This window comes from Pseudomonas sp. LBUM1648, from assembly GCF_059716145.1.
Window position 1 is genome coordinate 2,459,528 of record NZ_CP166808.1, and the last position, 14,415, is coordinate 2,473,942.

Annotated in this window: 12 protein-coding genes; 3 read left to right on the forward strand and 9 right to left on the reverse strand. The window is 60.4% G+C overall.

Annotated features, from left to right (window positions below; genetic code table 11):
* Positions 1 to 80: 80 nt before the first annotated feature.
* The 7 genes from ACA043_RS11360 to ACA043_RS11390 all read right to left on the reverse strand — a co-directional run bounded on the left by ACA043_RS11360 (position 81) and on the right by ACA043_RS11390 (position 8,779).
* Positions 81 to 596 carry an Hcp family type VI secretion system effector gene (locus ACA043_RS11360; RefSeq protein WP_007919523.1) on the reverse strand — a complete coding sequence of 172 codons (516 nt, stop codon included), beginning with the start codon at positions 594 to 596 and terminating at the stop codon, positions 81 to 83.
* Between the two features lie 340 nt (positions 597 to 936).
* The gene (gene hglS, locus ACA043_RS11365; RefSeq protein ID WP_497659233.1) at positions 937 to 2,325 is read right to left on the reverse strand and encodes a 2-oxoadipate dioxygenase/decarboxylase HglS; all 1,389 of its coding nucleotides are present in this window, start codon (positions 2,323 to 2,325) and stop codon (positions 937 to 939) included.
* 88 nt (positions 2,326 to 2,413) lie between these two features.
* Positions 2,414 to 3,634: a glycolate oxidase subunit GlcF gene (gene glcF / locus ACA043_RS11370; RefSeq protein ID WP_401269177.1), complete on the reverse strand. Its 1,221-nt coding sequence runs from the start codon at positions 3,632 to 3,634 to the stop codon at positions 2,414 to 2,416.
* Positions 3,635 to 3,636: 2 nt separating this feature from the next.
* Complete coding sequence (glcE, locus tag ACA043_RS11375; RefSeq protein WP_187677059.1) at positions 3,637 to 4,686, reverse strand: glycolate oxidase subunit GlcE; 1,050 nt, start codon at positions 4,684 to 4,686, stop codon at positions 3,637 to 3,639.
* Complete coding sequence (gene glcD / locus ACA043_RS11380; protein WP_497659234.1) at positions 4,686 to 6,185, reverse strand: glycolate oxidase subunit GlcD; 1,500 nt, start codon at positions 6,183 to 6,185, stop codon at positions 4,686 to 4,688. The genes glcE and glcD overlap by 1 nt, the downstream gene beginning before the upstream one ends.
* A 191-nt stretch (positions 6,186 to 6,376) precedes the next feature.
* Positions 6,377 to 7,303, reverse strand: coding sequence for an alpha/beta fold hydrolase (locus tag ACA043_RS11385; protein WP_489879986.1), 927 nt, complete (start codon positions 7,301 to 7,303; stop codon positions 6,377 to 6,379).
* Positions 7,304 to 7,324: 21 nt separating this feature from the next.
* The gene (locus ACA043_RS11390; protein ID WP_497659235.1) at positions 7,325 to 8,779 is read right to left on the reverse strand and encodes a flavin-containing monooxygenase; all 1,455 of its coding nucleotides are present in this window, start codon (positions 8,777 to 8,779) and stop codon (positions 7,325 to 7,327) included.
* 187 nt (positions 8,780 to 8,966) lie between these two features.
* Here ACA043_RS11390 and ACA043_RS11395 point away from each other — a divergent pair, with 187 nt between their 5' ends.
* The 3 genes from ACA043_RS11395 (at position 8,967) to ACA043_RS11405 (ending at position 12,030) form a co-directional block, all read left to right on the forward strand.
* A complete protein-coding gene (locus ACA043_RS11395; RefSeq protein WP_187677063.1) occupies positions 8,967 to 10,040 on the forward strand; it encodes a diguanylate cyclase in 1,074 nt (357 codons plus the stop codon).
* A gap of 115 nt (positions 10,041 to 10,155) precedes the next feature.
* Entirely contained in the window at positions 10,156 to 11,394 is a 1,239-nt protein-coding gene (locus ACA043_RS11400) for a M20/M25/M40 family metallo-hydrolase (protein ID WP_401269187.1), read from the forward strand.
* Positions 11,395 to 11,727: 333 nt separating this feature from the next.
* Complete coding sequence (locus ACA043_RS11405) at positions 11,728 to 12,030, forward strand: hypothetical protein (protein ID WP_497659236.1); 303 nt, start codon at positions 11,728 to 11,730, stop codon at positions 12,028 to 12,030.
* Positions 12,031 to 12,162: 132 nt separating this feature from the next.
* On the opposite strand, the gene ACA043_RS11410 is transcribed toward ACA043_RS11405, so the two are convergent.
* Both ACA043_RS11410 and astA read right to left on the reverse strand, forming a co-directional pair.
* A complete protein-coding gene (locus ACA043_RS11410) occupies positions 12,163 to 13,032 on the reverse strand; it encodes an isocitrate lyase/PEP mutase family protein (RefSeq protein ID WP_016774123.1) in 870 nt (289 codons plus the stop codon).
* Between the two features lie 348 nt (positions 13,033 to 13,380).
* Positions 13,381 to 14,415: an arginine N-succinyltransferase gene (gene astA, locus ACA043_RS11415; protein ID WP_497617591.1), complete on the reverse strand. Its 1,035-nt coding sequence runs from the start codon at positions 14,413 to 14,415 to the stop codon at positions 13,381 to 13,383.

The following is a 14,415-nucleotide window of genomic DNA, read 5'->3' on the forward strand; positions in this document are numbered from 1 at the left end:
TCAACGTACGCGAAATTCTGGAGGGGCGTAAACAACATCGACCAGCAGAGCTGGCCGATGCTTGTAACGATCAGCCGTAATTAAACGACTGGAGCACGCCAGTCATCGGAACCCGAAGTACCGGAGACTTCGTGGGTCCAGGTGATTTTGCGGTAGGTGAACTGCACTTCTTCCAGGTGGGTGAAGTGCGAGTTGCCTGGATCCTGGCAGTTGTGCATTTTGTTGTTGATGGCGACGATGATCGCGTCTTCCAGTTTGGTGGTGTAGTAGTGCTCTTGAGTACCTTGAGCCGAAGTACGGAACCACTGGATAACGATTTCGCTCATGCGCTCGCCGGAGGTCAGAGCGGCTTGCAGCAGTGGCGAAGCCTTGTCGTAGACCTTGGTGATCACAACTGGCTTGTGAACGCGCTGACCGGTTGGCTGACCGGATTGTGGGTCACGCGGGATGATCACGTCGTGGCTGAAAGCCTGAACCATAACCTGGTCTTCGTGGCCTTCCTGGTAGGTGTTGCCAACGGAGTCGGCGGTGAAGGCGCCGGCAGTGATCAGGCCTTGTTTTTCGCCGGTAACCGACATGTACGCTGGTGTTGCCATGGGATGCTCTCCTTGCGGATAAATTTAGGGTGCCCGGGAGGCGAAATCGCCCGGTGGGTGCCTGACTGTTATCAAGGAGCGTGCCAGGTTTTGCGAAGTCCCCGGCATGTGGGGGGTAAGCGGATGTTGGAGGCTAAACGCAGGATGTTTGGCCGTGGTTTGGGGGCAAAAGTGCGCAAGAAGTTGCGCAGTACTGCGCAACTTTTTGCGCACTTGGCTGCAGGCCATGAATGGCGTGAGCTGTAGCGATTTTAAGGGCGAAATATTACGAGCATGTGCGCAACTTCTTGCGCATCAAGGCTCCGTGCCATCACGAGGCCCTTTGTAGAGGATTTCACTATCAGATCAACTTCAGACGTAGCACGTGCGCGCACTCTTCAATCGACCGCTGCTGCGTCTGCGCATACAACCCCAACTCATCAATCGTCGGACGTCCCAGCGCCTGTTCAAATGCCTGCCGATTGGAATGCTCGCCATAGTGTGTCTGAGCCGTATCCCCAAGGTTGGACTGAAAAATCCCCGCCGCACTGACCGGCAGGAAATCTTCGTACACCAACGGCTCCGCTTTCACATAGCCGTCACGTAACAAGTCTTCCAGCGAGGCCTCATTGAGACTACCCGCCGCCAAGCCCTTTTCCGTGGCGAAATAGCGAAAGTAGGCCAGACCCTGTTCGCGCATGCCCTCGACACTGTCAGGAAGTTCGCCAAAGTGCTGAGTCATCAGCGTGTTGTAGCGTGCGGCATTGGCTTCGTTGGGGAAATCACCCAGCTCATCCCGCGCCGCATTCAACAGGCGGTCATACAACGCCCGGCCCTTGGGTGTCAGCGCCGCGCCACGTTGTTCGATTTCGCCGAAACGCGCGCTGTGACTGCCACGAGTTTCGCTTTGGTCGGTGAAGGCGATCGGCTCATCCAAGGCCTTGAAGCTGGTCTGGCGCAACAGGATCGGGCATTGCCGGCGCGGTGGACCTTCGATCACGGCTTTTGGCGTGATGCCATGAGCCGGCATCTGCTCCTGAACGACGTCGATGTCGAGAGTGCGCGGTGTCAGGTGATTGATGTGCGGGCCTTTGAACGCTACTACGTCGGCGATCAAACGGTGCTGGGCGCTCAACGTCTGGTACTGCGCAGCGGTAACGGTTGCGCTGTGATGCCAACGAAAGGTTTCCAGCGCTTGTAGGACGAATTCCTGTGCTTCGGCTTCGTTGAGTCCGCCAGCGGTCTCAGCCTGCGCGATCAAACGTAATGCCGCCGCCGTGAAGATCGAACGCTTGCCCAGCACCGATTCGGCAAAGGCGCGAAGTTCAGGATCTTCAATCAACTCCAGCCGCAACAACGAGGTAAACACTCGAAACGGACTGACTTGCAGCGCCTCTTCATGCACCGCGCGAAACGCCGTGGAATGCACCGGCACACCCGCCGGCGTCAGGTCGTAATAACCCACCGGCTGCATGCCCATCACCGCGAACAGGCGGGCGAGGGTGGCCAGTTCCGTCGCGGTGCCCACACGGATCGCGCCATGACGCTCCATGTCCAGCCGTTCGATTTCGCCTGTGCTGTTGAGTTGTCGGGCGATGTCTGGCTGACGTGAAAGCACGTCGCGGTTGGTCTGCTCCACCAGTTCCATTAGCGCGCCGTACAGCGGGACTTCTTCGCGGTACATGTCGGACATCGCTTTGGAGAAGCGTTGGCGGATCAGGTCGGGGCTGACGAAAGGCTGCACGGTCATGAAAAAAATTCCTGCCACGGTCACGAAATGGATGGAGGAAAAGATCGCAGCCTTCTCCCGCGCGGGCAAACGAAGAATCCTACGAACTTCATTCTGCCAACGACTGATCCACCAGTTCGATCCAGTGCCTGACCGGTGTCCGACCAGCGCTGGCGAGGTGGCTCTGGCAGCCGATGTTGGAGGTGACGATCAGCTCAGGGCGCCCGCTTTCCAGAGCATTGAGGCGGTTGTCGCGCAGTTGCCGGGCGATGGCCGGTTGAGTCAGCGAATAAGTGCCCGCCGAACCGCAGCACAAATGCCCGTCCGGCACGTTGGTCAGGTTGAAGCCCAGGCGAGTCAGCACCGCTTCAACGGCGCCGCCAAGTTTCAACGCGTGCTGCAAGGTGCACGGGCAATGCACGGCGATGCGCTGTTCGCCGGCGGCACACACCTGCTCTAGCGGTTCCTGCGCGATAACCTGCACCAGATCGAGGGTCAGTTCGCTGATCCGCCGCGCCTTGTCGGCGTAAGCCGGATCATCCTCCAGCAGATGCCCGTAATCCTTGATGAACGCGCCGCAGCCGCTGGCGGTCTGCACGATGGCTTCGGCGCCGTTTTGCAGATGCGGCCACCAGGCGTCGATGTTCTGCCGGGCGCGGTCGAGGCCTTTGGCCTGGGCGTCGAGGTGATAGTCCAGCGCGCCGCAACAACCCGCTTCGGCCACTGGCGTGACACTGATCCCGAGTCGATCCAGCACCCGCGCCGTGGCGTCATTGGTATTCGGCGACAAACCCGGTTGCACGCAGCCTTCCAGCAGCAAAACCCGGCGCGCATGCTGTGGGTGCGGGCGCACACCCGAACTCGGCAGATGCTGTGGCAGTTTGCTTTCAAACATTCGCGGCAACAGCGGTCGGAATGCCGTGCCCATCCGCAGCAAACCCTTGAACAACCCCGGATTCGGTGCCAAGGCCCGCAGTCCCTCACGCAACAAACGCTGCGCCGCCGGACGCGGTACCGCGTGATCGACCACCGCCCGGCCAATGTCGAGCAAGTTGTGATAATCGACGCCGGACGGGCAGGTGGTTTCGCAGTTGCGGCACGACAGGCAGCGGTCCAGGTGCAGTTGCGTCTGCGGGGTGGCCGGTGCGCCTTCGAGCACTTGCTTGATCAGATAGATGCGCCCGCGCGGGCCATCGAGTTCATCACCGAGTAATTGATAGGTCGGACAGGTGGCGTTGCAAAAGCCGCAATGCACGCAAGTGCGCAGGATCTTTTCCGCCTCGGCGGCACGGGGCAACAGTCGGGATTGCTCGCTGAGGGTGGTTTGCATGGCTAGAACTCCGCGTACATCCGGCCTGGGTTGAACAGCCCTTGCGGGTCGAGTTGCGCCTTGAGTTGCCGGTGATAGCGCAGCAGGGTCCAGTCCAGCGGCTGGAACGGCGAGTCACTGGCGCCGTGAGTGAAGCACGTGGCGTGGCCGCCGAGTTCCTGAGCGTGGATATGAATGTGCGGTTTGTCGGATTTAAGCCAGCGTTGCGCGCCGGCCCAGTCGATCAGTTGCTCGCCTGGCAAGTCCAGTGGGCCGAGGTTATTGGGCAGTGACAGGCGCCAAAGCGGCAGGCCTTCGTCGAAAAACGGCAAACGTTGTTCGTTCAAATCCCGCCAGAACACCGAGTCCAGCGGTTCACCGCCCAAACGTTGATGCGCCGCCGTCACAGAGCCTTCGCCGCCCTCAAGGCGCAGGTACAGGCTGTCGCCATCGTGACACGCGGCGCTGATCGGCAGCGGTTGCTGGCCCCATTCGGCGAGATTGGCCAAGGCGCGGGTGCAGTCGATATCGAGGCGGATGCTCAGGCACTGACGGGGTTTGGGCAGGACTTTCAGCGAGACTTCAGTCAGCACGCCTAGGCAGCCGTAACTACCGGCCATCAGCCGCGACAGGTCATAACCAGCGACGTTTTTCATCACTTCACCGCCGAAGCGCAGGTGTTGGCCGAGACCGGTGATCACCCTTGTGCCAAGGACGAAATCCCGCACCGAGCCCGACCATGGCCGCCGTGGCCCGGACAACCCGGTGGCGATCATGCCGCCGACCGTGGCGCCGTCGCCGAACGCTGGCGGTTCGCACGGCAACATTTGCCCGGCAGCGTCCAGCGCGGCGAGCAACTCGGACAACGGCGTGCCGGCACGCACGCTGACTACCAACTCGGTCGGGTCATAACGAACGATGCCACGGTGCGCGCGAGTATCCAGCACTTCACCGGCCACTTCGCGCCCGAGAAACGCCTTGCTGTTGCCGCCCTGAATCTTCAGCGGCGTGGCGTTGGCCCGCGCCTCGTTGACCTGATCGAGCAGGGCGCTGCTGGCATCGAAATCGGCCATCAGAAGCGCTCCAGCTCAGGGAATGGCAGTTGCCCGGCATGAATGTGCATCGCACCGAATTCGGCGCAGCGGTGCAGGGTCGGGATGTTCTTGCCGGGGTTGAGCAGGCCCTTCGGGTCGAACGCGGCTTTTACCGCGTGAAACAGGCGCAGTTCGTCTTTGTTGAACTGCGCGCACATCTGATTGATTTTCTCGCGGCCGACCCCGTGTTCGCCGGTAATGCTGCCGCCGACCTGCACGCACAATTCGAGGATCTTGCCGCCCAGCGCTTCGGCGCGGTGCAGTTCGCCGGGTTGGTTGGCGTCGAACAGGATCAGCGGGTGCATGTTGCCGTCGCCGGCATGGAACACGTTGGCCACAAGCAAGTTGTACTCCTCGCCGAGGCGCGCAATGCCTTGCAACACGCCGGGCAATTCGCGGCGCGGGATGGTGCCGTCCATGCAGTAGTAGTCCGGCGACAATCGGCCGATGGCCGGGAAGGCGTTTTTGCGCCCTGCCCAGAAGCGCACGCGTTCGGCTTCATCACGGGCCTGGCGTACTTCGGTCGCGCCGGCCTCGGTCATGACGGCGCGCACCCGCAGGCAGTCGTCATGGACATCGGCTTCGACGCCATCGAGTTCGCACAACAGGATGGCTTCGGCGTCGACCGGGTAACCGGCGTGAATGAAATCTTCAGCGGCGCGGATTGCCAGGTTGTCCATCATTTCCAGGCCGCCGGGAATAATCCCTGCCGCAATAATTTCCGCCACCGCGCGCCCGGCCTTTTCCACGGAATCGAAACTGGCCAGCAGCACCTTGGCGACTTGGGGTTTGGGCAACAGTTTGACCGTGACTTCGGTGATGATCCCCAGCAAACCTTCGGAACCGGTGAACAGCGCGAGCAGGTCGAAACCCGCTGAATCGAGGGCGTCGGCGCCCAACGTCAGGCGTTCGCCTTCGATGGTCAGCACTTCGATTTTCAGCAGGTTGTGTACGGTCAAACCGTACTTGAGGCAATGCACGCCGCCGGCGTTTTCGGCGACATTGCCGCCGATCGAACAGGCGATCTGTGACGACGGGTCCGGCGCGTAATACAGGCCGAACGGCGCGGCGGCCTGGGAGATTGCCAGATTGCGTACGCCCGGCTGAACCCGTGCGGTGCGAGCAGCCGGGTCGATGTGCAGGATGTTGTTGAAACGCGCCATGACCAGCAGCAAGCCTTTTTCCAGCGGCAAGGCACCGCCGGACAAACCGGTGCCCGCGCCACGTGCGACCACCGGAACGTTCTGTTGATGGCAGAGTTTGAGCAGGGTCTGCACCTGATCGAGCCGACGGGGCAGGGCAACCAGCATGGGCGTCGTGCGATAGGCCGAGAGGCCGTCGCATTCGTAGGGTTTGAGTTCGTCTTCACGCCACAGAATGTCGAGGTCGGGCACGGCTTGCTGCAAGGCCTTCAGTAGCTCGGCCTTGTTCACGTCAGGCAGCGAACCGTCGAGGCGTTCGTCATACAAAATGTTCATCGCAAAACCCACCGTCTTATGGGTAGAAATACTTTCCTGTGGCGAGGGGATTTATCCCCGATGGGCTGCGTAGCAGACCCAACCCAGTGAATGCGATCTGTCCTGAACCAACTCAATGCCAAGACGGGGGCCGCTGCGCAGCCCATCGGGGATAAATCCCCTCGCCACAGGGATCGCGTTCTTCCGGACGTTCATCGCTGGGTTTCCAGAAACTCCCGGTACAACCGCGCGGTATTAACCGGCTGTTCGACCATCGGCATATGCCCGACGCCGTCCCACACATCCACCTGCAAATTGACGATGCCTTTGCTCCAGATCGGCACGCTGCTGACGTCGATCAGCCGATCCTTGCGCCCCCACAGCAGCAGCGCCGGACATTTGATGTCGGCCAGTTTCGGCTCCATCGGCGGGCTGGCGCGGAAGTCGCGGAAGATCTCTTCCAGATCATCGCGTTGCCGTTCGTAGCGCTGGGCGATGGCGTCCAGTACCAGCTTCGGCACCCACGGCGGCGAAGCCATGGTCATGGCATAAAACTGCTGGAATTCCTCTCGGGAATTGATCAGAAACGGGTTATGCCCACGGGCCAGATGCCGCTCCATGTCACTGACCTCCGGCGCCGTGACGCCGGCCGGATCAATCAGCGCTACCGAGGCAATCCTGTCCGGATACGTCGCCGCCAACCACGCCGCAATGTAGCCGCCCATGGAGTTGCCGATCACATGGACTTTCTCCACGCCGCAGACGTCGAGCAACTGGATCATGCGCTTGGCCTGCAGCGGGATGTCGTAGCCGCCGCCGGCCTTGAAGCCGGTTTCACCGTGGCCGGCCAGATCCGGAATGATCACTCGATACTGGCGTACGAAATGCCGCGAGAAGCGCAGCCACAGGTTCTTGTCGGCGCTGTAACCGTGCAGCATCAGGATCGCGCTGGCAGCTTCGTACGGCCCACCTTGCCAGGTCGAGACGGTCATCTCGGCGATCGGCACTTCGATCTTGTGCAGCTTGTACAACTTGGCTTCGGTGGCCATGTTCAGGTCATACAGCCAATGGCCGACCGCCGGGTAACTCAACCAACTCCAGGCCACGAACACTGCGAGGGCGACAAACAGCAAAAGCATCGACGTCTTCCTTTTACGTAGTCAGGACAGAATGTGATCGGCCGGTTTCAGCGCCCGGGTCAAGCGGTAATAGCTGAAACTGAAGCCGGGAAACATAGCGATCACATGACCGCTCTTGCTTTGGTACCAACTGTGGCAGCCGCCGGACTTCCAGACCGTGCGCTCCATCTCCCGATGGATCATCTCAGTGTAGGTACGTTCTGCCTCGGGACGTACTTCGATGCTGCGCAGGCCTTTGGCCTGCACGGTGCGGATGCAGTCGAGGATGTAGTTCATCTGCGATTCGATGATGAACAGCGCCGATGTGTGGCCAATGCCCGTGTTGGGGCCGGTGACGATAAACAGGTTGGGAAAGTCCGGCAGGCTGGTGCCGAGGTAGGCGCGGGGGTATTCGGCCCATACCTCTCTGAGCTGCACGGCGTTTTTTCCGCTGACCGGGTAGGAAATAACGCCATCGGTGGCGTCGTAACCGGTCGACCAGACGATCAGATCCACATCGATGTGCTGACCGTCCTGGGTGTTGATCCCGCTTTCGTCGATGGAGGCGATGCCTTGTTCGCGACTGTGCAAGGTGACGTTAGGCCGAGTCAGCGCCGGGTAGTAAGTACTGGAAACCAGCACCCGTTTGCAGCCGATGGTGAAATCCGGGATGAGTTTTTGCTGAAGTACCGGATCGGGCACCTGGCGCTTGAGAAAGCGCAATGCCTGCTTCTGCACCAGGTGAATCGCCGGTTTCGAGTATTTGAAGGCAATTACCCGGGTTTCGAACTGCCAGTAGATCAGCCAGCGCAATAGCTTGTAGGCCGGTTTCAAGCCCAACAGCCAACGCTGAAACGGCCCGAACACGCGATCAGCGCGAGGCAACACCCAATGCGGTGTGCGCTGGAACACATGCAACTGCTCGACCTTCGGCGCAATCGCCGGGATCACCTGCGCCGCGCTGGCGCCGCTGCCGACGATGGCCACGCGTTTACCGCAGTAGTCGTAGCTGTGATCCCAATAGTTTGTGTGAAAAGACTTGCCCTGAAAGCGCTCCTGCCCCGGGAAGTGCGGGATCACCGGTTGGCTCAACGGCCCGGTGGCATTGATCATGAACTGCGCGTAGAACGTGCCCTTGGTCGCGGTGTGGACGGCCCAGCGTTTTTCAGCCTCGTCCCACTCGACGCGCTCGACATTGGCCTGCAGTTCCACCCGATCACGTAGACCGAACTGGTCGATCACATGCTCGGTGTAACGGTGCAGTTCCGCCTGCTCGGCAAACATCTGCGACCAGCGGTACGGCGCAAATGACAGCGAATACAGCGGCGACGGCACGTCCACCGCCGCGCCGGGGTAAGTGTTCTGGCACCAGGTGCCACCGAAGAAGTCGCGCCGTTCCAGCATACGAAAATCGTCGATCCCGGCCTTGAGCAGGTTGACCGCCGCACACTGGCCGCCAAAACCGCTACCGATGATCAACACTTGGTAAGTCTGCATGGGCCTCCTTCTTATAGTTGTTTTTCCGTTTTCCTCCTTTCATGTATAGCCAAATATTTGCACTGTGCCCGGCGGATCAGCGCCCGTTGAGCCCGCTAGCCGGTGATGGCTATTTAACGTCGCCCTGTTAGACTCCAAGCAAGTCCGTCTGACGGTGTGCAAGTTCCGTCGAGTGATCGAGGCCCCTATGGGAAACACGGGAGGGAAGGGACTTTCATTGGCCAGGAGGCTCTACACATCGCGAACCCTCGGTCTGGTCCTGGGGCTTCTTTGCGTGAGCGTGGCGATGTACCCGCTCGATCCACCGCTGTGGGTATGGGCGCTGATGCTGATCAACGGCCTGGTCTGGCCGCATTTGGCCTTTCAATGGGCGCGCCGTTCAAGCGTGCCTTACCACGGCGAACACCGAAATCTATTGATCGACGCCTTTCTCGGCGGTTTTTGGGTCGCCGCCATGCAGTTCAATCCACTGCCCAGCGCCACGACCATCTCGATGATGGCGATGAACAACGTGGCCATCGGCGGTGTGCGCTTTCTGCTGGCCGGATCTGCGGCGCAGCTCCTTGGGGTTGGCGTAGGGCTGGTGGTGTTTGCCCCAGCCTTCATTCCGCAAACCTCACCCTTGCAACTGTATGCCTGCCTGCCGTTGCTGATGCTCTATCCGCTGGCGCTGGGCTGGATCTGCTTTCGCCAGGCCTACACGCTGGGGCTGCATAAACGTGAATTGCTCGCGCTTAGCCGCACCGACAGCCTCACCGGGCTGCTCAACCACGGTGCCTGGAAGGATCAACTGGAAATCGCCTTTCAGCGCTGCAAACGGCAGAAACAGGGTGCGGCGATTGCATTGATCGACATCGATCATTTCAAGGCGATCAATGACACCTACGGCCATGTGGCCGGCGACATCGTGCTGCGGCAACTGAGCAAACTGCTCAAGCAGAACCTGCGTGCCACCGACATCGCGGGGCGATATGGGGGCGATGAATTCTGCGTGATTCTCCCGGAGTTGCCGCTGTTCCATGCCGCACAGGCCATGGAAGCGTTGCGCGAGCGCTTCGCCACGCTGGGCTATGAGCAGAACCCGGCGCTGAAGGTCAGCTTGAGCATCGGACTGGCGGAGTACGATCCGGCCCATGCCGATGCGACGCGTTGGCTCAATGATGCGGATCAGGCGTTGTACGAGGCCAAGGCCAGTGGGCGCAACCGGGTTATCTGCAATTGCGACAACCTGCCCAAGCAGCCGGTGCTCGACTCGGTCTGACTCCCCGTATATCACCTGTGTGAACCGGTTCAATCGGTGTCGCATCCGGGATAGAGCCTCGCGTCAATGTCAGGTACGGTTCAAGTCCCTCCCGACGCGAAACAAGGATCGATTCATGACGTTCTCATTTTCCCGCTCCCTGCTGGCCGCCAGCCTCGGCCTGACGCTCGCATTCTCTGCCGCTACCGCCAATGCCGAACCGCATAAACAAGTCCTCGCCAATGCTGAGCAATACCAGCCCGAAGCCCTGAAACTGCTGGAACGCTTGGTTAATATCGATACAGGCTCCGGTTATGAGCCGGGCCTCAAGCAAGTCAGCGAGATCGTCATCGATGAACTGAAAAAGCTCGGCGCCACCATCGAACTGATACCCAACACCCCGGAAAAAACCAACCACGTACTGGCCACGTTCAAGGGCACCGGCAAGGCGAAAATCCTGCTGATGGCGCACATGGACACGGTGTTCAAGGAAGGTTCGGCGGCCGAGCGGCCATTCCACATCAAGGACGGACGCGCCTACGGCCCGGGGGTGATGGACGACAAGGGCGGCATCGTCGCCGGGATCTATGCACTGACAATCCTGAAAAACCTCGACTTCAAGGACTACGCGCAAATCACCTTCCTGCTCGACGCTAGCGAAGAAACCGGCTCGGACGTCGCCACCGACCTGATCAAGAAAACCGCCAAACTGCATGACGTGACGCTCAATCTTGAGCCGGGTCGTCCGGCCGATGGCCTGGTGGTGTGGCGCAAGGGCAGCGCAACGGCGGTGGTCGAGGTCAAGGGCAAAGCAGCGCATGCCGGGGTCGCGCCGGAATTGGGGCGCAACGCGGCGATGGAAGCGGCGCACCAGATTCTGCAACTGGGCAAGCTGGGTGATGAGGCGAAGAAAACCACCATCAACTTCACCGTGCTCAAGGCTGGCGATCGCACCAACGTGATTCCGGATCAAGCCACGGCCAAGGCTGACGTGCGTGCGGCGGTGCCGGAGGAGTTCGACCGGATCGAGAAGGATCTGGCGCGGGTGTCGCAGGACAAATTGATTCCAGACACCGTGGTGACCACGAGTTTGCAACGGGGTCTACCGCCGATGCCGCAGACGGCCGAGTCAGATCGTCTGATGGCCATGGCGCAGGGGATTTACGGCGAAATCGGCCGCAAATTGACCGAGGAGGGCAGCGGTGGCGCGGCGGATGCGAGTCTGTCGGCCGGGGTTGGCACGCCGACGCTGGATGGCTTCGGGATTGTTGGCGGCAATATTCATACGCCGGAGGAATATGCGGAGGTAGCGAGTGTGGCGCCGCGGATATATCTGTTGTCGCGGATGATTATGGAATTGTCCAAGGGGCAGTGACGAGGCTTTTGTAGGAAAAGCGGAAGGAGCGGGCGGCGCACAACTTTCCAAGACGTTTCCTACAACGTACCCTGTTGCCGCGTTTCGGTATCGACCCCTATAGTTCGGGCTTGCGGAATTCACCGCGAGCGACCTTGGCCGGTCGATACAGGGACGTACAGTCTGCCCAACATATTCAGTCGATGGTTGTCTGTGATGTTGTGTTATGGCGGCTGTGCGTGGGACACCTTCGGGTGTGCCGGTTCCTGTATCCGGTCGGCCAACCCGCGTACGGCTGCCACCTTCCTCGTTTGGCCGCGACGGGTGGTAGCTCTCAATACAGGAGTTGTACCCATGCCCGACCAAGTAATGCCTCGCTACATCCCCATCGACACCTACGACGCCGAGTCCCCGGTGCTCTATATCAACACCCACAAAGAACTCAGCGACATGGCCGCCTGTGCGATGCACCGGTTTGTGGTTGTGCGCGATCTGGCGGACACCTTGTCCAGCCTCAACCTCAAGGGTATTTCCGATTTTGACCTGACGCGGGTGACCAGCGCGGTGCATCTGTTGATGCGCGAAGGGTGTGCGATTTTGAATGTGATTCAGGCCAGGGCGATGCAGCGGGAGGAGGCTTACAAAACCCCGATTTAGCGGTGTAGCGGCCGATGTCTTCGCGAGCAGGCTCGCTCCCACAGTGGATTGTAGTGAGCACAGAATGTGTGTTCGACACAGATCAAATGTGGGAGCGAGCCTGCTCGCGAAGAGGCCGGTGCGGCCAACACATCACTCCTTGACGCTCATATATTCCTTGGCCCAGAGAATGTATTCCTCCGGCTGGGTATAGGTATGCGTCAATTCGGTCGCGCTCAAGTCCGAAGCCTGGGTAAAGATCTGCCGCTGTTCGCGCAGGCTGTCGTAGGTTGCCTTGATCGCCGCGAAGTACGCGCCATGGCCGTCGATGGTCACGCGCACGCCCAGTTCGGCCAGACGTTTGTCGTCGCGCAGTGCCGGGTTGCCGTAGGTCACCAGCATCAGCGGCACGGTCAGATGTTCTGCAATCTGCTCCAACTGATCGAAGTCCTGCACGCCAACCATGCAAATGCCATCGGCGCCGGCAGCCTGATACTGGCGGGTGCGGCTGATGATTTCCTGGTTCGGCAGGATGCCGGCGTTGGTGCGGGCGATGATCGCCATTTCCGTGTCGACCCTGGCTTCCAGCGCTGCGCGGATCTTGCCGACGCCTTCGGCAACCGTGATCAGGTCAGTGGATTTACGGCCAAATTGGGCGGGCAGCAAGGTGTCTTCGATGGTCAGGGCGGCGACGCCGGCGCGTTCCAGTTCGACGATGGTGCGCATCACGTTGAGGGCGTTGCCGTAGCCGTGGTCGGCGTCGGCAATCACCGGTAATTGGGCGACACGGCCGATGCGGGTGGCCTGTTCGGCGAACTCGCTGAGGGTGATCAGGGCAAAGTCCGGCGCGCCCAATACCTGCAACGAGGCCACGGAACCACCGAGAATCCCCACTTCAAAACCCAGGTCCGCGGCAATGCGGGCGGACATCGGGTCGAACACCGAGGCCGTGTGGTAGCAGGTGTCGGAGGCCAGCAGCTGACGGAAGTTACGGCGCAAATCTTGATGGGAAAGCCTGGTCATACGAGTTCCACCAATACAAAGGAATGGAACGGCTTGAGCAAAGGTGTCAACGCCGAAGAATGAAAAGGCTATCACGCGAATGGGTCAATGATCATGACGAATTTGCGAGGGTAGAGGTTGATGATGAATAAAGTGCTGAAAGGATTAACCTGTAATGAAGGGTTTGCCTGTCTGAGAGGACCCGACTGTGGCGAGGGGATTTATCCCCGATCGGCTGCGCAGCAGTCGCAAAACCGGTGCATGCGGTATGCCTGAAAGGAAGCGGTGTTGGCTTTTTTTGGGTCCGCTTCGCAGCCCATCGGGGATAAATCCCCTCGCCACAGTTGGATCTCCTCCATATAGGGGGGATCAGGCAGCCACGGCCTGCTGCTGTTGATTGGGCAACATCACTGCCCGCACCGAATTGCCCGGTTGCAGTTGCAGGCGCTTGGCCGTGAGGCGGTCGATCACCAGGCTGCTGCCGACCCGGCGAGCGCGGGCGACGGTGATGCGGCAGTTTTCCAGGCGGCGGTTATGGATCAGCCACAGCGGCGCCTGTTCGTCCGGGGTGCCGAGGCTAAGGGCCAACTCAAGGCTGTCGCGCACCGTGCGAATATTGCGGATTGGCGCTTCGATCACCGGCCCACCGTCGAAAATGTCGATATAGCCTTTGTGGGCAAAACCCTCAGCCTGGAGGATCTTCAGCGCCGGTTCGGTATTGGGGTGCGCCTGACCGATGGCGGCTTGCGCCTGTTCGGTGAGCAGGCAGGTGTACAGCGGCTGGCGCGGCATCAATTCGGCGATGAACGATTTGTTACCCAGCCCCGACAGGTGATCGGCGTGACTGAAGTCCATCTGGAAGAAGTGTCGGCCCAGACTGTCCCAGAACGGCGAGCAACCCAGCTCATCGGCACTGCCGCGCAGTTCGGCGATCATTTTCTCGCCAAACAGATGAGGGAACTCAGCGACGAACAGCAAACGCCCCAACGACAACAAGCGGCCGTTGCTGCCGTGGCGATGGTCATGGCCCAGAAACAACGAGCACAACTCCGATTGGCCGGTCAGTTCATTATTGAGGAACAGCGTCGGGATCTGCCGTTGAATGCCCAGGTCCGGGGCCGAACTCACCGTCAGCCCGACCCGATAGTTGTACCAGGGCTCGCGCAAACCAACCGCGCCGGCCATTGCGCTGACACCCACCACGCGCATGTCATCGTCTTCGAGCACAAACAGATAGTCGGCATCGGCACGTTCCACCTGCTCGGCGAACGCCCGTTGCGCCCAGCGTACCCGGTGGGACAGGCGATCTTCGTTGGCCGGCAGGGTGGTGAACCCCGGGCCTGCCTGCTGTACCAGCGTCATCAACGCGGGCAGGTCGCTGACTTTAACCGGGCGGACAATCAT